The organism is Flavobacterium sp. 123, assembly GCF_003634825.1.
In the GTDB taxonomy this organism is placed as follows: Bacteria; Bacteroidota; Bacteroidia; order Flavobacteriales; family Flavobacteriaceae; genus Flavobacterium.
In genome coordinates this window covers 645,326-667,113 of record NZ_RBXD01000001.1, presented here as the reverse complement: position 1 = coordinate 667,113, position 21,788 = coordinate 645,326, and the positions used below count along the sequence as shown (strand labels likewise).

Annotated in this window: 13 protein-coding genes; 10 read left to right on the top strand and 3 right to left on the bottom strand. The window is 33.9% G+C overall.

Annotated elements, in window-relative coordinates; all coding sequences use genetic code 11:
- Positions 1 to 211 precede the first annotated feature (211 nt).
- From rpoC to C8C88_RS02955, 3 genes are all read left to right on the top strand, one after another.
- Entirely contained in the window at positions 212 to 4,525 is a 4,314-nt protein-coding gene (gene rpoC, locus C8C88_RS02965; protein ID WP_121336706.1) for a DNA-directed RNA polymerase subunit beta', read from the top strand.
- A 94-nt stretch (positions 4,526 to 4,619) separates the two neighbouring features.
- Positions 4,620 to 4,922 (top strand): DUF3467 domain-containing protein, encoded by a 303-nt coding sequence (locus C8C88_RS02960; protein WP_121336705.1) that lies wholly within the window; start codon positions 4,620 to 4,622, stop codon positions 4,920 to 4,922.
- A 229-nt stretch (positions 4,923 to 5,151) separates the two neighbouring features.
- Complete coding sequence (locus C8C88_RS02955) at positions 5,152 to 5,505, top strand: hypothetical protein (protein ID WP_121336704.1); 354 nt, start codon at positions 5,152 to 5,154, stop codon at positions 5,503 to 5,505.
- Positions 5,506 to 5,581: 76 nt separating this feature from the next.
- Here C8C88_RS02955 and C8C88_RS02950 read toward each other — a convergent pair whose 3' ends face one another.
- Positions 5,582 to 7,171: a peptide chain release factor 3 gene (locus C8C88_RS02950; RefSeq protein ID WP_121336703.1), complete on the bottom strand. Its 1,590-nt coding sequence runs from the start codon at positions 7,169 to 7,171 to the stop codon at positions 5,582 to 5,584.
- Between the two features lie 409 nt (positions 7,172 to 7,580).
- Here C8C88_RS02950 and C8C88_RS02945 point away from each other — a divergent pair, with 409 nt between their 5' ends.
- From C8C88_RS02945 to C8C88_RS02925, 5 genes are all read left to right on the top strand, one after another.
- Complete coding sequence (locus C8C88_RS02945) at positions 7,581 to 9,011, top strand: peptidylprolyl isomerase (RefSeq protein ID WP_121336702.1); 1,431 nt, start codon at positions 7,581 to 7,583, stop codon at positions 9,009 to 9,011.
- 77 nt (positions 9,012 to 9,088) lie between these two features.
- Positions 9,089 to 10,042 carry a MoxR family ATPase gene (locus C8C88_RS02940; protein ID WP_121336701.1) on the top strand — a complete coding sequence of 318 codons (954 nt, stop codon included), beginning with the start codon at positions 9,089 to 9,091 and terminating at the stop codon, positions 10,040 to 10,042.
- A 342-nt stretch (positions 10,043 to 10,384) separates the two neighbouring features.
- A complete protein-coding gene (locus C8C88_RS02935; protein ID WP_121336700.1) occupies positions 10,385 to 13,156 on the top strand; it encodes a bifunctional aconitate hydratase 2/2-methylisocitrate dehydratase in 2,772 nt (923 codons plus the stop codon).
- Positions 13,157 to 13,278: 122 nt separating this feature from the next.
- Complete coding sequence (locus tag C8C88_RS02930) at positions 13,279 to 15,543, top strand: aconitate hydratase (RefSeq protein ID WP_121336699.1); 2,265 nt, start codon at positions 13,279 to 13,281, stop codon at positions 15,541 to 15,543.
- Positions 15,544 to 16,071: 528 nt separating this feature from the next.
- Positions 16,072 to 17,763: a C40 family peptidase gene (locus C8C88_RS02925; RefSeq protein ID WP_121336698.1), complete on the top strand. Its 1,692-nt coding sequence runs from the start codon at positions 16,072 to 16,074 to the stop codon at positions 17,761 to 17,763.
- A gap of 81 nt (positions 17,764 to 17,844) precedes the next feature.
- On the opposite strand, the gene C8C88_RS02920 is transcribed toward C8C88_RS02925, so the two are convergent.
- Positions 17,845 to 18,297, bottom strand: a complete 453-nt coding sequence (locus tag C8C88_RS02920) for a VOC family protein (RefSeq protein WP_121336697.1) — start codon at positions 18,295 to 18,297, stop codon at positions 17,845 to 17,847.
- 167 nt (positions 18,298 to 18,464) lie between these two features.
- Here C8C88_RS02920 and C8C88_RS02915 point away from each other — a divergent pair, with 167 nt between their 5' ends.
- Positions 18,465 to 19,874: an APC family permease gene (locus C8C88_RS02915; protein ID WP_121336696.1), complete on the top strand. Its 1,410-nt coding sequence runs from the start codon at positions 18,465 to 18,467 to the stop codon at positions 19,872 to 19,874.
- Positions 19,875 to 19,970: 96 nt separating this feature from the next.
- Here the strand turns inward: C8C88_RS02915 and ald are convergent, their stop codons facing one another.
- Positions 19,971 to 21,101 (bottom strand): alanine dehydrogenase, encoded by a 1,131-nt coding sequence (ald, locus tag C8C88_RS02910; protein ID WP_121336695.1) that lies wholly within the window; start codon positions 21,099 to 21,101, stop codon positions 19,971 to 19,973.
- 210 nt (positions 21,102 to 21,311) lie between these two features.
- On the opposite strand from ald, the gene C8C88_RS02905 reads away from it, so the two are divergent.
- Complete coding sequence (locus tag C8C88_RS02905; RefSeq protein WP_121336694.1) at positions 21,312 to 21,770, top strand: Lrp/AsnC family transcriptional regulator; 459 nt, start codon at positions 21,312 to 21,314, stop codon at positions 21,768 to 21,770.
- The last annotated feature ends 18 nt before the right edge of the window (positions 21,771 to 21,788 follow it).

Genomic DNA, 21,788 nt, shown 5'->3' with positions numbered 1-21,788 from the left:
GTAAACCGTTCCGATTTTTTATATAGTCTATATAATTAGCACTTCAAAATTTGTTTGAAGTTTAGAGAAGTAACCCGAGGAAGTGTTTAAGTAGAAAGTTTGAAAGTCCAAAGTTTAAAGTTATTTTTTACTTTAAAAACTTTATGACATTTGACTTTAGACTAAAACTAGAATCAATTTTTTAATTGCAAATAAATCAATAGTAAAAACTATGATGAACAATAGAAATAACAACAATAAAGATAAAAACCCAATAAAAAGGTTTAACAAAATTTCGATAGGACTAGCTTCTCCTGAATCTATCTTGAAAGAATCAAGAGGTGAAGTATTAAAGCCGGAGACTATCAACTACAGAACACACAAACCAGAACGTGACGGACTTTTTTGCGAAAGAATCTTCGGACCTGTTAAGGATTTTGAATGTGCTTGTGGAAAATATAAAAGAATACGCTACAAAGGAATCATTTGTGACCGTTGTGGTGTTGAAGTAACAGAGAAAAAAGTACGTAGAGATAGAGTAGGTCACATCAATCTTGTTGTGCCAATTGCTCATATTTGGTATTTCCGTTCACTTCCAAATAAAATTGGGTATATCTTAGGTCTTCCATCTAAGAAATTAGATATGATCATTTACTACGAAAGATACGTAGTTATTCAAGCAGGTATTGCTAAAAACGCAGAAGGAGAATCATTACAAAGATTAGACTTTTTGACTGAAGAAGAATATTTAAATATTTTAGATACTCTTCCAGCAGACAATCAGTATCTTGATGATTTTGATCCTAATAAATTTGTTGCCAAAATGGGAGCAGAATGTATTATGGATTTATTAGCAAGAATTGATCTTGATGCCTTGTCTTACCAATTGAGACACAATGCAAACAATGAAACGTCTAAACAACGTAAAACGGAAGCATTAAAAAGATTACAAGTTGTTGAATCTTTCCGTGAGTCTAACTTGAACCGTGAGAATCGTCCAGAATGGATGATTATGAAAGTGGTACCAGTTATTCCACCAGAATTACGTCCGTTAGTTCCACTTGATGGAGGTCGTTTTGCAACTTCAGATTTAAATGACTTATACCGTCGTGTAATTATACGTAACAACCGTTTGAAAAGATTAATGGAGATTAAAGCTCCAGAAGTTATCTTGAGAAACGAAAAACGTATGTTGCAAGAATCTGTAGATTCACTTTTCGATAATACACGTAAAGCATCTGCTGTTAAAACAGAATCAAACAGACCATTAAAATCATTATCTGATTCCTTAAAAGGTAAGCAAGGACGTTTCCGTCAAAACTTACTTGGAAAACGTGTGGATTATTCTGCTCGTTCGGTAATTGTTGTTGGACCTGAATTGAAATTGTTCGAATGTGGTATCCCAAAAGATATGGCATCTGAACTATACAAACCTTTTGTTATCCGTAAATTGATTGAAAGAGGTATTGTTAAAACAGTTAAATCAGCTAAGAAAATAATAGACAAAAAAGAGCCTGTAGTTTGGGATATCCTTGAAAATGTTATTAAAGGACACCCAATATTACTGAATCGTGCTCCTACTTTGCACAGACTTGGTATTCAGGCATTCCAACCAAAATTAATTGAAGGAAAAGCAATCCAATTGCACCCTTTAGTTTGTACGGCATTTAATGCGGATTTTGATGGGGATCAAATGGCGGTTCACTTACCATTAGGACCAGAAGCTATTTTGGAAGCACAATTATTAATGTTGGCTTCTCACAATATCTTGAATCCTGCTAACGGTGCTCCAATTACGGTACCTTCTCAGGACATGGTACTTGGTCTTTACTATATGACCAAAGAACGTTTGTCTACTCCAGAATTGAAAATTTTAGGTGAAGGCTTAACTTTTTATTCTGCTGAAGAAGTAAATATTGCATTAAACGAAGGAAAATTAGAATTGAATGCTTCTGTGAAAATTAGAGCAAAAGATTTTAATGAAGCTGGAGAGTTGGTTTACCAAATCGTAAAAACAACTGCTGGTCGTGTATTGTTTAATGAAGTAGTTCCAGAAGCTGCAGGTTATATCAATGATGTATTGACTAAGAAAAACCTTAGAGATATTATCGGTCACGTATTAAGCGTTACTGATGTACCTACTACAGCTGCTTTCTTGGACAATATGAAAGATATGGGATACAAATTCGCATTTAAAGGTGGATTGTCATTCTCATTAGGGGATATCAAAATTCCAGAAAGAAAAGGTGAATTAATTGCAGATGCTAGAGAGCAAGTTGAAGGAATTTCTGCAAATTATAATATGGGTCTTATTACCAATAACGAACGTTACAACCAAGTTATTGATGTATGGACTTCAACAAATGCTCAATTGACAGAATTAGCAATGAAAAACATTAGAGAAGACCAACAAGGTTTCAACTCAGTGTATATGATGCTTGATTCTGGAGCAAGGGGATCTAAAGAACAAATTCGTCAGTTAACTGGTATGCGTGGTTTGATGGCTAAGCCAAAAAAATCAAATGCTGGTGGTGGTGAAATTATTGAAAACCCGATCCTTTCTAACTTTAAAGAAGGTCTTTCTATCCTTGAGTACTTTATCTCTACTCACGGTGCTCGTAAAGGTCTTGCGGATACCGCTCTTAAAACTGCCGATGCAGGATACTTGACAAGAAGATTACATGACGTTTCTCAAGACGTTATTGTAAACATCGAGGATTGTGGAACATTAAGAGGTGTTGAAGTTTCTGCTTTAAAGAAAAACGAAGAAATCGTTGAATCATTAGGAGAAAGAATTTTAGGACGTGTTGCATTGCAAGATGTTATTAATCCTTTGAATAATGAAGTTTTAGTTGAATCAGGACAACAAATTACGGAAGCAATTATGAGAACTATTGAAGCTTCTCCAATTGAAAAAGTAGAAGTTCGTTCTCCATTAACTTGTGAAGCTTTAAAAGGTATTTGTGCTAAATGTTACGGTAGAAACTTAGCTACTGGAAAAATGACACAAAGAGGTGAAGCTGTTGGTGTAATTGCTGCACAGTCTATTGGTGAGCCTGGTACACAGTTGACATTACGTACCTTCCACGTTGGTGGGGTTGCGGGTGGTATTTCTGAAGAATCAAGCATCATTACAAGATTTAATGGTAAACTTGAAATCGAAGATTTAAAAACGGTTAAAGGCGAAGACAATGAAGGTAATGCGGTTGATATTGTTGTATCACGTTCTACTGAATTGAAATTAGTTGACGAGAAAACAGGTATTTTATTAAGTACTAATAATATTCCTTACGGTTCAAGTATTTTTGTAAAAGACGGTCAGTCTGTTGTAAAAGGAGATGTAATCTGTAAATGGGATCCATATAATGGAGTTATCGTTTCTGAGTTTACTGGTAAAATTGCTTACGAAGATTTAGAGCAAGGTCAATCTTTCATGGTTGAAATTGATGAGCAAACTGGTTTCCAAGAAAAAGTAATCTCTGAAGCAAGAAACAAAAAATTAATTCCAACTTTATTGGTTTACGGTAAAGAAGGTGAATTGATTCGTTCTTACAACTTACCAGTTGGAGCCCACTTGATGGTTGAAAACGGTGAGAAAATTAAAGCTGGTAAGGTATTGGTAAAAATCCCTCGTCGTTCTTCTAAATCAGGAGATATCACGGGAGGTCTTCCAAGAATTACAGAGTTGTTAGAGGCTCGTAATCCTTCAAACCCAGCTGTGGTTTCTGAGATCGATGGTGTTGTTTCTTTTGGAAAAATTAAAAGAGGTAACCGTGAAATTGTTATCGAATCTAAATTTGGTGAGGTTAAGAAATACCTAGTAAAACTTTCAAGTCAAATTCTTGTTCAAGAGAATGACTTCGTTAGAGCAGGTGTTCCTTTGTCTGATGGTGCAATTACACCAGATGATATTTTAAGAATTCAAGGTCCAGCTGCTGTTCAACAGTACTTGGTAAATGAAATTCAAGAGGTATACCGTTTACAAGGGGTAAAAATCAATGACAAACACTTTGAAGTTGTTATTCGTCAAATGATGCGTAAAGTAAGAGTTCAAGATCCAGGTGATACATTGTTCTTAGAAGATCAATTGATTCATACAAAAGATTTTATTCTTGAAAACGATAAATTATACGGAATGAAAGTGGTTGAGGATGAAGGTGATTCTGCTAATTTAAAAGCAGGTCAAATCATTACTCCTCGTCAATTGCGTGATGAAAACTCTTTATTGAAACGTACTGATAAAAACTTAGTTGTTGCACGTGATGTTATTACAGCAACTGCAACTCCAGTTTTACAAGGTATTACAAGAGCATCTCTTCAAACTAAATCATTTATTTCTGCAGCTTCTTTCCAAGAAACTACTAAAGTATTAAACGAAGCTGCTGTAGCAGGTAAAGTGGATTACTTAGAAGGATTGAAAGAAAATGTAATTGTAGGTCATAGAATCCCTGCTGGTACAGGTATGAGAGAATATGATCATACTATTGTAGGTTCTAAAGAAGATTACAATGAAATGATGGCTAATAAAGAAGAGTATATATACTAATTTATAGATTGAAAGATTTAAAAATTTGAAGATTGTCCAGATAGTCTTTGAATTTTTAAATCATTAAATCTTTCAATTTTTAAATTTTTAAAATATGAGCAACCAACAAGAACAAATCAATATAGAGCTTGATGAAAAAACAGCTGAAGGAATTTATTCTAATTTAGCAATCATTAATCACTCCTCATCTGAGTTTGTTTTAGATTTTGTGAGTATTATGCCAGGTATACCAAAGGCCAAGGTTAAATCAAGAATTGTCTTGACACCGCAACATGCCAAAAGATTGTTGAAAGCTATTGGAGAGAATATTCATCGTTTTGAAGTCGCTTATGGTGAAATTAAAGATACTGAACAGGCTCCAATTCCTCTAAATTTTGGTCCCGCAGGACAAGCATAATTATATTAAAAGGCTCCAGAAATGGAGCCTTTTTTATTGGATTTAAGTTTGTTAGTTTTTTTATCCAAATGATTTTCAGGTGCTTTTATACCAAATAAAAAGCTATAAATATGTAGCTTAATCGTGTTTAATGGTGATTCATCGAAAATATTTTTTACTACTACTCTTATGATATAGATTCGTACCAGAATAAATGATGAACGAATTTATCATTTGAAAAAAAAACAAGATGAACTATTTTACTTTAATAACAGATACTAACAAGATAGCAAAGACTTTAGTTTTGTTTGCATTTCTTTTATTATCTAATACCTTAGTTTTTGGTCAAACACCAACTGATAATAAAGTAGTTAATGCTTTAGATACAAATGTAGTTCGTAAAGAGGATACTAATTCTGCATCTACAAGCATCAATTTTGTTCTTTGGTTTATGGGTTCTAAACAAGATCCAAATGCAACTACAATTACTTCTGATAGAACAAATGCAAAAAAACAAATCATGACTTCAGGTATGGCCCCTAATAGATTATTGATTAAAGCTTTCTTGAAAAAAGCAGTTGATTTTGAAAGCTCTCTAGCATAATCTGAAATAAAGTACAGACATAAAAAAAACGCTAATTTTTTAATTAGCGTTTTTTGTTTTTATGGACAGAAATGAATTATTCGAATTCTGAAGTGAAAAATAATTTTACACTTGGATATTTGTTTTGCGTCATTTGAATCGTAAAATCAGAATCAGCTAAGAAAACAAGTTGATTGTATTTGTCCTTAGCTAAGAACTTTTGCTTGATACGTTTGAACTCTTTGAATTCTTCGTTTTTAGCATCATCCGGTTTAACCCAACACGCTTTATGAACAGGGAAATTTTCATACGTACATTTTGCACCATATTCATGTTCTAAACGATATTGAATTACTTCATATTGAAGTGCTCCAACAGTACCAATAACTTTACGATTATTCATCTCTAGCGTAAATAATTGCGCAACTCCCTCATCCATTAACTGATCTACTCCTTTGTCAAGTTGTTTCGCTTTCATCGGATCAGCATTATTAATGTATCTGAAATGTTCTGGAGAAAAACTTGGAATTCCTTTAAAACTCATTATTTCTCCTTCGGTTAGCGTATCTCCAATTTTGAAATTTCCAGTATCGTGTAATCCTACAATATCTCCAGGATAGGAGATGTCTACAATTTCTTTTTTCTCTGCAAAGAAAGCATTTGGACTAGAAAATTTCAAATTCTTTTTTTGACGAACGTGGTAATATGGTTTGTTTCTTTCAAAAGTACCAGAAACAATTTTTATAAAAGCTAATCTATCTCTGTGTTTTGGATCCATATTGGCGTGGATTTTAAACACAAAACCAGACATTTTTTCTTCGGTTGGATCAACTAAACGAGTCTCAGAATCTTTTGGTCTTGGCGATGGAGCTATAGCAACAAAGCAATCCAATAATTCTCGTACTCCGAAATTATTTAAGGCAGAACCAAAAAACACAGGTTGTATTTTACCGTCTAAATAGTCTTGGCGATCAAATTTAGGATAAACTTCATCAATTAATTCTAATTCTTCACGTAATCTATCAGCCGGTTTTTGACCGATAATTTTTTCTAATTCTGGATTTTTAACATCTGAAAAAGCTATAGTTTCTTCTATGTTTTTTCGACTATCTCCACTAAATAGGTTGATGTTTTGTTCCCATAAGTTGTAAATTCCTTGGAAATCATATCCCATTCCTATTGGGAAACTCAATGGAGTAACTGTTAAACCTAGTTTTTGCTCCACTTCGTCCATTAGATCAAAAGCATCTTTTCCTTCACGGTCTAATTTGTTGATGAATACGATGATAGGAATTTTTCGCATTCTACATACAGCAACTAATTTTTCTGTTTGTTCCTCAACTCCTTTGGCAACGTCAATTACAACAATAACACTATCGACAGCAGTTAAAGTTCGGAAAGTATCTTCAGCAAAATCTTTGTGCCCAGGCGTATCAAGAATATTTATTTTTTTTTCTTTGTAATTAAAGGCCAAAACAGAAGTCGATACCGAAATACCTCTCTGACGTTCAATTTCCATGAAATCACTTGTTGCTCCTTTTTTTATTTTATTGTTTTTAACTGCACCAGCTTCCTGAATTGCACCACCAAAAAGAAGTAGTTTTTCAGTTAATGTTGTTTTACCGGCATCGGGATGTGAAATAATCCCAAAAGTTCTTCTGCGTTGTATTTCTTTTAAAAAGCTCATATTTATTATCAAATAGTTTGCAAAAGTACTATTTATAAATGCGATTTAAAAATAAATACTTAGGCTGTTTATTTGCTATGTTTTGAAATGCATCATCTAGAGTATTGATAGGTTTTTGTGGGGCATTTTGTTGGATTGAAATCAAAATTAGAATTGCATTTTAAAATAGGGTAGTAAATGCTTTATAATTTTTTGTTAATAGTAAGTGGGAAACTTGTATTATGTAATTGAATTGCTATTTTTGTTCGTTATAGCTGAGAAGAATGTAGTGGAATTGAGTTTGTAAAAACAATTCTTTTTCTTCAATGTTTAAATGTATATTTGACAAAATTTTCAGAATCTTCATAAATGAAAACTTGAGTAGTAAATCAAGGCTATTTATGATACTAAATAAAATAAATTTCAAGAAATGTTATTAAAATCAATACCGATGAAATCCATGTTAAACAGAATTGTACTTGCTTTTTTTCTTGTACTTTTTTCAATTACTACAAGTAGTGCGCAAGAAATTATAAAGGACAATACAACTGTTGCGGTAAATCAAACGGCTCCAAAGCAAAAACTAAAAGTTGATGGCGTTATTGCTACTGTTGGGGATTACATCATATTAGATTCTGATATTGATAAATCGTATTTAGAAATTTCCAGCCAAGGCGGTTCTGTGAAAGATATTACAAGATGTCAAATGCTAGGAAAATTGTTAGAAGACAAATTGTATGCACATCAAGCTATTCAAGATAGTGTTAAAGTAACTGATGCCGAGGTAAAAAGCATGATGACAGATAGATTGAATTATATGGTAGAACAAATAGGTTCTATGGAAAAAGTAATTCAATATTATAAAAAGAATAATGAAGAAGAGTTTAAAACGTATTTCTTTGATATTCTTAAAGAGCAAAAGTTGACTTCTGAAATGCAAAAAAAGATTATTGATGCTGTAGAAATAACTCCAGAAGAAGTTCGTAATTTTTTCAAAACTATTCCTGTTGCAGACTTACCAGTTTTTGGTGCAGAGATGGAAGTAGCTCAAATTGTTGTTACACCTAAAGTTTCTGATGCGGATAAACAAAAAGTTATTGATAAACTAAATGGCTTCAAAAAAGACATCGAACAAGGGTCAAGTTTTGCTACTAAAGCAGTTTTGTATTCTCAAGATCCAGGTTCAAGATCAAATGGAGGATATTATAAAATGAATAGAAAAACTCCTTTTGTTAAAGAGTTTAAAGATGTGGCTTTTAGTTTAGCAGAAGGTGAAATTTCAGCTCCTTTTGAAACTGAATTTGGGTTTCATATTATTTATGTTGAAAAGATAAAAGGACAAGAAATAGAATTGCGTCATATATTAATAGCGCCAACAGTATCCGAAGAAGCATTGAAAGAGGCAAAAGAAAAAATTGCGTTAATCAAAAAAAGAATTGAGGATAAAGAAATTACTTTTGCAGAAGCAGCTAGAACGATGTCTGATGAGAAAGAAACAAAAGCTAACGGTGGTGCTTTAATTAATCCAAAAACACAAGATACTCGTTTTGAGTTGACAAAAATGGATCCGAGTTTGTATGCGCAAGTTTCTAATTTGAAAGAAAATGAAATTTCAGCTCCATTCATGGATGAAGAACAACAAGGAAAGAAAAAGTTTAAGATTATCACTGTAACAAATAGAATCGACGAACACACGGCTGATTATGGTAAGGATTATATTAAAATTAAAGACTTAGCATTGAAAGAAAAACAAATCAAGACTATCGGAAAATGGTTTGATGAAAAAATTAAAGAAACCTATATTAAAATTGTTGGTGAATATAGAGATTGTACTTTCACAAACAATTGGTTGAAAAAATAATTTTTATTAAATAAATAAAAAGAGTTAGTTTTATGAAGTCATAATGCTAACTCTTTTTACTTTAAAATACTTTCGAAATGTCTGACGTAGCAGCAATACATAGTTTAGTTCAAAAACGCAATGAGTTAAAAAATGAAATAGCCAAAATCATTGTTGGTCAAGATGCGGTTGTGGATCAAATTTTACTTTGTATTTTTTCAGGAGGACACGCTTTATTAGTTGGTGTTCCTGGACTGGCGAAAACATTAATGGTAAATACGCTAGCGCAGGCTTTGGGATTGGATTTTAAAAGAATACAATTCACCCCTGATTTGATGCCTTCGGATATATTAGGGAGTGAAATATTAGATGAAAATCGACATTTTAAATTCATAAAAGGACCTGTTTTTTCAAATATTATTTTAGCGGATGAAATAAACAGAACGCCTCCAAAAACTCAGGCTGCTTTGCTTGAAGCGATGCAAGAACGTTCCGTTACCATTGCGGGTGAGAATTACAAGCTTAATCTTCCTTATTTTGTTTTAGCTACTCAAAACCCAATTGAGCAAGAAGGAACTTATCCTTTGCCTGAAGCACAGTTAGATCGTTTTATGTTTGCGGTAAAACTTGAATATCCATCATTTTTAGAAGAAGTTCAAGTAGTTAAACAAACTACATCGGACATAAAGAATACTGTAAATCCTTTATTTACAGCTCAGGAAATTATTGATTTCCAACATTTAATTCGTAGGATTCCAGTAGCGGATAATGTGATAGAATATGCGGTGACCTTAGTAAGTAAAACACGACCAGATAATCCATTGTCAAATGAATTTGTTAAAAATTATTTGGATTGGGGAGCTGGTCCAAGAGCTTCTCAAAATTTAATTTTGGCTGCCAAAGCCAATGCTGCTTTTAATGGAAAATTTTCTCCAGACATTGAAGATGTAAAAGCCGTAGCAATTGGAATTCTCCGTCATAGAATTATCAAAAACTACAAAGCCGATGCTGAAGGCATTACTGAAGAAATGATTATTGAAAAACTTATTTAATTGTAGTAATTAAGACTTGTAAAAAAGAAAGTTTTTACTTACAATTATACATTATAGCGTCTCTTAATGTGTAACAATAAATTCCGACTTTGTTAGAAAGGAGTTCTGGCGTTGTTAATTATTTAATATTACAGTAAAAATCTACTATTTCCGTAATTAAATGTAGTGTAATTTATTATTTTGCAATAATAATTTTTAAAAAGCGGAGTTCTATTAAATTTTTTTTAATTCTCATCTTTAATTCATAAGTTTGCGTACAAAAATAAAAACACCTATTTATTATGGCATTTGATTTTGATTTGATCAAGGGGATATGCCTTTAACATTGAAAAGATTTCTATTATGAATACTTATAAGGATTACATCCAAGAGATTGAAGAAAGAAAAAATCAGGGTCTTAACCCGAAGCCAATTGATGGTGCAGAATTGTTAAGCGAAATCATTGAACAAATCAAAGATTTGAATAACGAATATAGAGGAGATTCTCTTAATTTCTTTATTTATAATGTTGTGCCAGGAACTACTCCTGCTGCTAATGTAAAAGCTAAATTTTTAAAAGAAATCGTTCTAGGTCAATCAGTAGTTGCTGAAATCACACCTGCTTTTGCTTTAGAATTATTATCTCACATGAAAGGGGGATCTTCAATTGAAGTACTTCTTGATTTGGCATTAGGAAATGATGTTGCAATTGCAAAAGAAGCAGCAGCAGTTCTTAAAACACAAGTATATCTTTATGAGGCAGATACAGATCGTTTAGTTAGCGCATTTAAAAGTGATAATGCAATAGCAAAAGAAATTTTAGAGAGTTATGCGAAAGCAGAGTTCTTTACGAAACTTCCAGATGTAAAAGAAGAAATCAAAGTTGTAACTTTTATTGCAGGTGAAGGAGATATTTCTACAGATTTACTTTCTCCAGGAAACCAAGCACACTCGCGTTCAGATCGTGAATTGCATGGTAAATGTATGATTACACCTGAAGCGCAAGCCGAAATTAAAGCATTACAAGCACAACATCCAGACAAATCGGTAATGTTAATTGCTGAAAAAGGCACAATGGGAGTTGGTTCTTCAAGAATGTCAGGTGTAAATAACGTGGCACTTTGGACAGGTAAACAAGCAAGTCCTTATGTTCCGTTTGTAAATTTTGCGCCAATTGTTGCTGGAACAAACGGTATTTCGCCAATTTTCCTTACAACAGTTGATGTAACTGGTGGTATTGGTCTTGATCTTAAAAACTGGGTAAAAAAGACTGACGCTAATGGTGAAGTAGTTCGTAATGAAAGTGGTGATCCAGTTTTAGAAGAAGTATATTCTGTGGCAACAGGAACGGTTCTTACAATTAATACGAAATCAAAAAAATTATATAACGGAGACAAAGAATTAATTGACATCTCTAAAGCATTCACTCCGCAGAAAATGGAATTCATTAAAGCGGGTGGTTCATACGCAATTGTATTTGGAAAAAAATTGCAAACATTTGCTTCAAAGACTCTTGGTATTGATATTGTACCTGTATATGCTCCGTCAAAAGAAGTTTCTGTCGAAGGACAAGGTCTTACAGCTGTAGAAAAAATATTCAATGCAAATGCGGTTGGAACAACTCCAGGTAAAGTTTTACATGCTGGTTCTGATGTTCGTGTTACCGTAAATATTGTTGGTTCACAAGATACAACTGGTTTGATGACTTCACAGGAATTAGAGTCTATGGCTGCTACTGTGATTTCTCCAATTGTTGACGGTGCTTACCAATCAGGTTGTCATACTGCTTCAGTTTGGGATAATAAATCTAAGGCAAATATTCCTAGATTAATGAAATTTATGAACGACTTCGGTTTGATCACAGCTCGTGACCCGAAAGGCGTTTATCACTCAATGACTGATGTTATTCATAAAGTGCTTAACGATATTACTGTAAACGAGTGGGCTATCATCATCGGTGGAGACTCTCATACAAGAATGTCAAAAGGTGTTGCTTTTGGTGCTGACTCAGGAACAGTTGCTCTTGCATTGGCTACTGGTGAAGCTTCAATGCCAATTCCAGAATCTGTGAAGGTGACTTTCAAAGGAGATATGAAAGGGTATATGGATTTCCGTGATGTGGTTCATGCTACACAATCTCAAATGCTTAAAACATTCGGTGGAGAGAATGTATTCCAAGGAAGAATTATTGAGGTTCATTTAGGAACGCTGAATGCGGATCAAGCGTTTACGTTTACGGATTGGACTGCAGAAATGAAAGCAAAAGCGTCTATCTGTATTTCTGAAGATTATACCTTGATTGAATCTCTAGAGATGGCGAAAGGTAGAATCCAGATCATGATTGACAAAGGAATGGATAATAAAAATCAAGTGCTGAAAGGTTTGATTGCTATTGCTGATAAGAGAATTGCTGAGATTATATCAGGTGAGAAACCAGCTTTAAGACCAGATGCAAACGCTAAGTATTATGCTGAAGTTGTTATTGATTTAGATCAAATTGCTGAGCCAATGATTGCAGATCCAGATGTTAATAATGCTGATGTTTCTAAAAGATATACGCACGATACGATTAGACCATTGTCTTTCTATGGAGGAGTTAAAAAAGTAGATCTTGGGTTTATCGGATCTTGTATGGTTCACAAAGGAGATATGAAAATTCTAGCGCATATGCTTAAAAATATTGATGAGCAAGAAGGTAAAGTAGAGTTCAAAGCGCCACTAGTTGTAGCTCCTCCTACTTATAATATTGTTGATGAATTAAAAGCAGAAGGCGACTGGGAAATTTTACAAAAATATTCTGGTTTCGAATTTGACGATAATGTTCCTAAAGCTGCGGCACGAACTTCATATGAAAACATGTTGTATCTAGAACGTCCAGGTTGTAACCTTTGTATGGGTAACCAAGAAAAAGCGTCCAAAGGTGATACGGTAATGGCAACTTCTACACGTCTTTTCCAAGGAAGAGTTGTTGAAGATACTGAAGGCAAAAAAGGAGAATCTTTACTTTCGTCTACACCGGTTGTGGTATTATCTACCATCCTTGGTAGAACTCCAACAATAGAAGAATATAAAACGGCGGTAGAAGGTATTAACCTTACTAAGTTTGCACCTTCACATAAGTTGTTAGTTAAATAATTCACATAATTAGTTAATTATAGTTTAAAAGCCTGAGTCTAATGACTCAGGCTTTTTTTTGTACTCAATTTTTTTGTACCTTGTAATGTTCAAAACGGAATAACAAAAAAACACTTTATATTATGGCTTTTGATATAGAAATGATCGAAAAAGTGTACGCAAATATGACAGCTCGTGTAGACAAAGCACGTGAGTTGGTTGGACGTCCACTTACATTGACAGAGAAAATTTTATACAATCACCTTTGGGAAGGGCAACCTACCCAAACTTTTAAAAGAGGTGTGGATTATGTAGATTTTGCTCCAGACAGAGTTGCTTGTCAAGATGCAACTGCTCAAATGGCATTGTTGCAATTCATGCACGCTGGAAAGAAAACGGTTGCTGTTCCAACAACGGTCCACTGTGATCACTTGATTTTGGCTAAAAATGGTGCCGAATTTGATTTAGCTGCAGCCAATACACAATCAAAAGAAGTTTTTGACTTCCTTTCTTCGGTATCCAATAAATATGGAATTGGTTTTTGGAAACCAGGTTCAGGAATTATTCACCAAATCGTTTTGGAAAACTATGCATTTCCAGGAGGTTTGATGATTGGTACGGATTCTCATACCGTAAATGCTGGCGGATTAGGAATGTTGGCAATCGGTGTTGGTGGTGCCGATGCGGTAGATGTAATGTCGGGAATGTCGTGGGAATTGAAATTTCCAAAATTAATAGGGGTAAAATTAACTGGAAAATTATCGGGTTGGACGGCACCAAAAGACGTAATTCTTAAAGTAGCCGATATTCTTACCGTGAAAGGAGGAACAGGTGCTATTGTTGAATATTTCGGAGAAGGAGCTACTTCAATGTCATGTACTGGAAAAGGAACTATTTGTAACATGGGAGCCGAAATTGGTGCTACCACTTCTACATTTGGTTATGACGAGTCCATGAGAAGATATCTTTCTGCAACCGGTCGTCAAGACGTGGTTGATGCTGCCGATAGAGTAGCATCATACTTAACTGCCGATCCAGAAGTATACGCTAATCCAGATACATATTTTGATCAAGTTATTGAAATTAATCTTTCTGAATTGGAACCACACATTAATGGCCCTTTTACACCAGACCGTGGTACACCAGTTTCTAAAATGAAAGCGGAAGCTGCTGCTAATGGATGGCCAATTAAAGTAGAATGGGGTTTAATAGGTTCTTGTACCAACTCTTCTTATGAAGATATGGCTCGTGCTGCGTCAATCGTAAACCAAGCGGTTGAATTAGGAATTAGTCCAAAAGCGGAGTTTGGTATCAATCCAGGTTCGGAACAAATTAGATATACAATCGAAAGAGATGGAATTATTGCTACTTTCGAAAAAATGGGAACCAAAGTATTTACCAATGCTTGTGGACCATGTATTGGACAATGGGATAGAGCAGGAGCAGATAAAGGGGAGAAAAATACAATCGTTCACTCTTTCAATCGTAACTTTTCTAAACGTGCCGATGGTAACCCAAATACACACGCTTTTGTAACTTCTCCAGAAATGGTGGCTGCTTTAGCCATTGCGGGTCGTTTGGATTTCAATCCTTTGACGGATACATTAATCAATGATAATGGAGAAGAGGTGAAATTGACTGCGCCTTTTGGTGATGAATTACCTAAAAAAGGATTTGCTGTAGAAGATGCAGGATTCCAAGCGCCAGCAGCAGATGGTTCAGGTGTTCAAATTTTGGTAAGTGAAACTTCAGACAGATTACAACTTTTAGCACCATTTGATGCTTGGGATGGTAAAAATATTACAGGAGCTAAATTATTAATTAAGGCTTTTGGAAAATGTACAACAGACCATATTTCTATGGCTGGTCCTTGGTTGCGTTTCCGCGGTCACTTAGATAATATTTCGAATAATATGTTGATTGGAGCGGTAAATGCTTTTACTGAAAAAACAAATTCAGTTAAAAACCAATTGACGGGTGTATATGATGCGGTTCCTGCAGTTGCTCGCGCCTACAAAGCGGCTGGAGTACCATCAATTGTTGTGGGTGACCATAACTATGGCGAAGGATCTTCTCGTGAGCATGCGGCTATGGAACCTCGTTTCTTAGGTGTTCAAGCGGTATTGGTAAAATCATTTGCTCGTATCCACGAAACAAACCTTAAAAAACAAGGGCTTTTAGGATTAACATTTGCTAATGAAGCAGATTATGATAAAATTCAGGAAGATGATGTGATCAACTTCACAGATTTAGTTGATTTTGCTCCAGGAAAACCATTAACGATAGAATTTGTTCATGCTGATGGAACTAAAGATATTATCTTGGCAAACCATACGTACAATGAAGGACAAATTGGTTGGTTCGTAGCTGGTTCAGCATTAAACTTGATTGCTGCTGGGAAAGCTTAAAGAATAGATTTTTTATATTTAAGCTCCTCTTTTTAAGAGGAGCTTTTTTTTGGAATAAAACTTCTCTGGAAATTTTTTATAGTATTTACTTTCTGATGGTTACTAACAATAGAAGTTAAATCATAATTTAATTTTAAAGTTTTCTTAAAAGCATTGTGGGTGTCCTTCAAATATGAGATTTTTGCAAAACGAATAAAATTAACGGCGCGATTTTCAAAAACGAATTTATGTGTTTTTACTAGAAAAGAGTAGTTTTATATGTGAATTTTTGAAAATTGGGAATCGGAAAATATGTTTTTTTGTTTTTTATGCTTAAATTAGCTTTTTGTAGCAATTAGCCTATTTTAGGAAAAAGTTTAGGGATTAACTTTAATCCCAAATTTGTAATTTTTTTTCCGTTTTATTTCTGTATAGAAGAATGTTGCAAAAAAATATTCGTCTCGTTATTTGAGACAATAATAGTTTGATTCAATAATTATGTACTAAAACCGTTAGTAAGGTAAAATGGAATAATATTTTAAAGATAGAATGAGGTATTTAAAATTAATTTTAGTGTTGATGTTCCTGAGTAGTGTCAGTGTCTTTTCGCAGGAAAAGTATACAAAACATACCATTACAAAAGGAGAAACAATATCGAGCATTGCAGAAAAATATAAAGTAAATCCAAGTGTTATTTATGAATTAAATCCAGACTGTAGAGGTGTTCTAAAACTCAAGTCAGTTTTGTTAATTCCTAGCCTTAATTCTAAAAAAACAAACTCAGTTGCTGAAAAAGTAACAAATAGTTCTGAAAAAATTCACGAAGTACTTCCTAAAGAAACTCTTTTTGGTATTGCGAAACAATACGGAATTACAGTTGAAGACTTGAATAAAGCAAATCCAAAATTAGAAGCTTCGGGATTAAAAAAAGGACAAAAAATCACGATTCCTGCAAATGGATTGTTAGTTTCTGAAACAGTTGTTGTAAACCCAAATAAAGAGGTAGATTTAGTAAAAAAGAAAACAATTATACACGAAGTTTTGCCTAAACAAACGAAGTATTCCATAGCAAAACAATATGGAATGACTGTAGCAGACTTAGAAAAAGCCAATCCTAAATTAGAAAAAAAAGCACTTCAAACAGGGGATAAAATTACTGTTCTTGTAAATGAAGGATACCAACCTTATCCGGTTTTAGAAAAACAAGAAGTTGAAATAGTTTCCAAAACAGTTGTTCCTGAAAAGGAAATTGTTAAGCAAGATGAGCTAGTTTTAGCTCCTACTAAAGAAGTTTTGGTGGACAAAGCTAAGCAGGAAACCGAAATGATTGTTTATGAAGTTTTGCAGAATGAAACTAAATATGCAATTGCTAAAAAATACCAAATTACAGTTTCAGATATAGATAAAGCGAATCCTGTATTGGAAAAACAGTCTCTTAGGGCTGGCCAAAAAATTAATGTTCCTGTAAAAGAAGGATTTCAACCTAATGTAGTAGTAATTGATAAAGAGATTGTCAAAACGACTACTGAACCAGCTATTTCTCAAAAAGAAATTGTAAAAAATGAACCTGAAATAGTTGAAACGACTAAACAACTGGAAGAATTAAATAACAACACTAAAATTATACGTGAAGTTATGCCTAAGGAAACGAAATTTGGTATTGCTAAACAATATGGAATCACGGTGCAGGAATTAGAAAAACAAAATCCTGGAATTGTAAAAAAATTACTTGTTGGTTATAAACTAACCATTCAAAGTCCAAATTCAGTTCCTGAAAGTGGTGTAGTTGAACAACCCTCTGATGAAAAAACGAAACCTGCTGAATCTAATGGTTTTATTAGACCTTCAAATAATTTTGAATTAGTTGATCAGTTAATACAAACAGCTTCTGATAACATTGGAACTCGATATAGAACAGGAGGAACTTCTAAGGATGGATTTGATTGTTCCGGTTTGATGTGCAGCACGTTTGGCGCTTTTGATATTAAGTTGCCAAGGTCTTCTTTTGAACAAGCTAATATTGGTACCAGAATTAATACGGAGGAAGCTCAAAAAGGAGATTTGATTTTCTTTAAAACAAATGGAAGAAGACAAATTAACCATGTAGGAATGGTTGTTGAAGTGTGTGATGGTGAAATAAAATTTATACATTCTTCAGTAAGTAGTGGTGTAATTATTTCGTCTACCAAAGAAAAATATTATGAGAAGAATTTCACTCAAATCAATAGAGTTTTGCAATAAATGCGAATGATTTAGTTTGTAAAATAAAAAAAAACTCCTCAGTTAATGAGGAGTTTTTTTTATGGTATTTGGTCAGAAGTATTACTTCACACTATTTATTTCTATCCAATAACCATCAGGATCTTGAATGTAAATTTGTTTGACTCCATCTGCGCGAACACTAATATTATGCTTAGTTCCAGCCCAATCCCAATACATAATGTTTTGGGCTTCTAAAGCTTTTACAAGAGCATCAAAATTAGCGGACATAAAAGCAAAATGAACCGCTCTATTAGTTATTACAGGCTCTTTCATGGTAGATATTAAGTGCATTTCTTTGCCGTCACCTAACGAAATCCAGCGAATACCTTCTTTTTTAGTTTTATTGGTTATTTCTTGGAGTTTCAAAACAGTAGTGTAAAACGCTACAGAATTATTTACATCTTTTACGGAAAGTGCAATATGATCCATTTTCAAAGCAAAAGTATTGTTATCCTGTGCCCAGATGCATCCTGTAAAGGCTAAGCTTAACAGTAAAAAAGTTATTTTCTTCATTGATTAAATGTTTTTTGGTAATAGTTTAGTTTTTTCTGAAGCTAAAAGTAATTAAAAAAAGGATTTGTTTTTCACTTTATTATAAAACAAAGAAGTAACGATACACCTGTAAACTGATTTCTAAAAAAAGTTTATCTTTAGCCAACCAAAAACCAAAACCAATAATTATGCAAGACAATAAACCAGAAGATTTTAAGCGAGAACTCGGATTGCTCGATGGAACCATGCTCGTGGTGGGCTCTATGATAGGTTCAGGAATATTTATAGTGAGTGCGGATATTGCTCGGCAAGTTGGATCTGCTGGATGGCTGACTTTAATTTGGCTTATATCAGGATTAATTACGATGATTGCAGCGGTGAGTTATGGAGAATTAAGCGCCATGTTTCCTAAAGCGGGCGGTCAATATGTATATCTCAAAGAAGCCTATAATAAGCTAATTGCATTTTTGTATGGATGGAGTTTCTTTGCGGTAATCCAGACTGGAACAATAGCGGCAGTAGGTGTTGGGTTTTCAAAATTTGCAGCTTATTTATACCCCCCTTTGAGTGATGAAAACATTCTTTATGAATTAGGTTCTTTTAAACTCAATGCGGCTCAAATAGTATCTATTGTTACGATTGTTTTACTGACATATGTGAACAGCCGTGGTGTTAAAAACAGTAAAATTCTGCAAACGGTTTTGACGGTAATCAAAATTTTGTCTTTGTTCGGCTTGATTATTTTTGGGTTTTTATTGGCTGCCAAAGCCGATGTTTGGAACGCAAACTGGGCTGATGCTTGGAGTACACGCTCTTTTAATACTGAAACAGGTTCTTGGTTGCCAATAGGCGGAACGGCATTGATTACGGGGATTTCAGCAGCAATGGTGGGTTCTTTGTTTTCTAGCGATGCTTGGGTTGGAGTAACTTTTATTGCAGGTGAAATCAAAAATCCAAAACGCAATGTGGGTTTGAGTTTGTTTTTGGGAACATTTATTGTAACAATTATTTATGTTTTGACAAATTTGATGTATCTCGCAGTTATCCCTTTGGATGAAATTGCCACTGCAAAATCAGATAGAGTAGCAGTAGTCGCTTCGCAATATACTTTTGGTGATATGGGAACAATTATCATTGCAGTAATGATTATGATTTCGACTTTTGCTTGTAATAACGGTTTAATAATGGCGGGAGCTAGAGTTTATTATACAATGGCAAAAGATGGCTTGTTTCTTAAAAAAGCGGCAAACTTGAATGATGCGAGTGTTCCAGCTTGGGCACTTTGGGTACAATGTATTTGGGCTTCGGTGTTGTGTTTGACAGGGAAATATGGGGATTTATTGGATTTTGTAATTATTATTGTATTGATTTTTTACATTCTGACTATCTATGGAATTTTTATTTTACGTAAAAAAATGCCTGATGCAGAAAGACCATACAAAGCTTTTGGTTATCCTTTCTTGCCTTTCTTGTATATTATAATAGCTTCGGCTGTATGTGTTTCACTTTTGTTTACAAAGTTTTCTACTTGCGGTTGGGGTGTTCTTATTATGTTAACAGGAATTCCGATTTATTATTTGACAAAACCAAAAGAATAATTTAAGTTTAAAAAGATTTTAAACAATCAAATAAAAAAAATCCGCCTTTATTAAAGGCGGATTTTATATTTATTGGGGGCATTTATTTTTAATGAATTAAGCAGTTGCAAATTCTTCTAAAACAGATTCAACTTCATCAAAAGATAATCCCCAAGCTTCAGCGACACCTTTATAGACTATTTTGCTTTCGGCTATGTTTAGTCCTTTTTTCAATTCTTCATTTTCTTTGCAAGCTTTTCTCCATCCTTTATTCGCTAATTGTAATGCGTAGGGTAAAGTTGCATTAGTTAAAGCCAAAGTTGAAGTATAAGGAACAGCACCAGGCATGTTTGCTACACAATAATGAACAATTTCATCAATGATAAAAGTTGGATTTTCGTGTGTGGTTGGCGTACAGGTTTCAATACAACCACCTTGATCAACGGCTACATCCACTACTACTGTTCCTGGACTCATTAATTTCAACATTTCACGAGTTATCAAATGAGGCGCTTTTGCACCAGGTATTAAAACAGCACCAATTACTAAATCTGCATCAGCTATTGCTTCGCAAATGTTATAATGGTTAGATATCAAAGTCGTTACATTAGCCGGCATTACATCTGATAGATAACGTAAACGAGCTAAACTTACATCCATAATTGTAACACGAGCACCAAATCCTGCAGCCATTTTAGCCGCTTGTGTTCCCACAATTCCACCACCTAAAACAACTACTTTTGCTGGAGTTACTCCCGGAACACCTCCTAAAAGGATTCCTTTTCCTTTCATTGGTTTTTCCAAGTATTTAGCGCCTTCTTGAATAGACATTCTACCTGCTACCTCAGACATTGGAACTAATAGTGGTAAGCTACGATCTGTTTTTTCGACTGTTTCGTAAGCAAGACATACTGCGCCACGCTCAATCATAGCATGCGTTAATGGTTCAGATGATGCGAAGTGAAAATAGGTAAATAATAATTGATCTTTTTTGATTAGTGAATATTCAGAGGCAATAGGTTCCTTTACTTTGATAATCATTTCAGCAATGCTGTAAACATCTTCAATTGTAGGCAATAGTTTTGCTCCTGCTTCGGTATAAGCTTTGTCGCTAAAACCACTGTTCTCTCCTGCTGTTGTTTGTACGTAAACTTCATGTCCGTATTTTTTGAATTCAGCAACACCTGCTGGTGTGAGGGCAACACGGTTTTCGTTGTTCTTGATTTCTTTTGGAATTCCGATTATCATAGTAGTGTGTTTAATGGGTTGAGAATAATTGTATTACAAAAATAATAGATAAAGAAAATATTATTGCTATAGGACTATTAATTAAGAAAATATTTATTTTATTTAGTACTTTAGCATTAAATATTTCTAATAAATAGATTTTTACACTTCTGAAAAGAAAAAAAAACTATTGTTAGCCAAATAACCTAAAAAACAATCAATACTAAACCTATGATTTTAGACGAAACTGACAAAAAAATATTGCGTCTTTTGCAGGAAGATGCCCATTTGACTTTAAAAGATATTGCAAATCAAATCAATCTTTCGCTCACGCCTGTTCACGATAGAGTGAAACGATTAGAGAAAGAAGGCATAATAGAGAAGTATGTTACTATTTTGAATAAAAAGAAACTAGGTAAAAATTTGACCGTTTATTGCCAAGTAACTCTCGTTAAACAAACCTACGATATCTCGGAAGCATTTAATCATGCTATATTGAATTTACCTGAAGTGGTGGAATGTAATTTTGTGTCTGGAAGCTTTGATTATATGCTCAAAATTATTTTGCCTGATATGGAAAGTTACCATCATTTTCACCAAAAAAAATTGTCCGTTTTACCAGAAGTTTCCCTAATAAATAGTTTTTTTATTATTTCGGAAGTGAAAACAACGACTGTTCTGCCAATTTAGATCTGCATTTTCAAAGTT

Coding starts and splice junctions, on each gene's coding strand:
- rpoC (WP_121336706.1), top strand. CDS start 212: ATGATGAACAATAGAAATAACAACAATAAAGATAAAAACCCAATAAAA.
- C8C88_RS02960 (WP_121336705.1), top strand. CDS start 4,620: ATGAGCAACCAACAAGAACAAATCAATATAGAGCTTGATGAAAAAACA.
- C8C88_RS02955 (WP_121336704.1), top strand. CDS start 5,152: ATGAACTATTTTACTTTAATAACAGATACTAACAAGATAGCAAAGACT.
- C8C88_RS02950 (WP_121336703.1), bottom strand. CDS start 7,171: ATGAGCTTTTTAAAAGAAATACAACGCAGAAGAACTTTTGGGATTATT.
- C8C88_RS02945 (WP_121336702.1), top strand. CDS start 7,581: ATGTTATTAAAATCAATACCGATGAAATCCATGTTAAACAGAATTGTA.
- C8C88_RS02940 (WP_121336701.1), top strand. CDS start 9,089: ATGTCTGACGTAGCAGCAATACATAGTTTAGTTCAAAAACGCAATGAG.
- C8C88_RS02935 (WP_121336700.1), top strand. CDS start 10,385: ATGAATACTTATAAGGATTACATCCAAGAGATTGAAGAAAGAAAAAAT.
- C8C88_RS02930 (WP_121336699.1), top strand. CDS start 13,279: ATGGCTTTTGATATAGAAATGATCGAAAAAGTGTACGCAAATATGACA.
- C8C88_RS02925 (WP_121336698.1), top strand. CDS start 16,072: ATGAGGTATTTAAAATTAATTTTAGTGTTGATGTTCCTGAGTAGTGTC.
- C8C88_RS02920 (WP_121336697.1), bottom strand. CDS start 18,297: ATGAAGAAAATAACTTTTTTACTGTTAAGCTTAGCCTTTACAGGATGC.
- C8C88_RS02915 (WP_121336696.1), top strand. CDS start 18,465: ATGCAAGACAATAAACCAGAAGATTTTAAGCGAGAACTCGGATTGCTC.
- ald (WP_121336695.1), bottom strand. CDS start 21,101: ATGATAATCGGAATTCCAAAAGAAATCAAGAACAACGAAAACCGTGTT.
- C8C88_RS02905 (WP_121336694.1), top strand. CDS start 21,312: ATGATTTTAGACGAAACTGACAAAAAAATATTGCGTCTTTTGCAGGAA.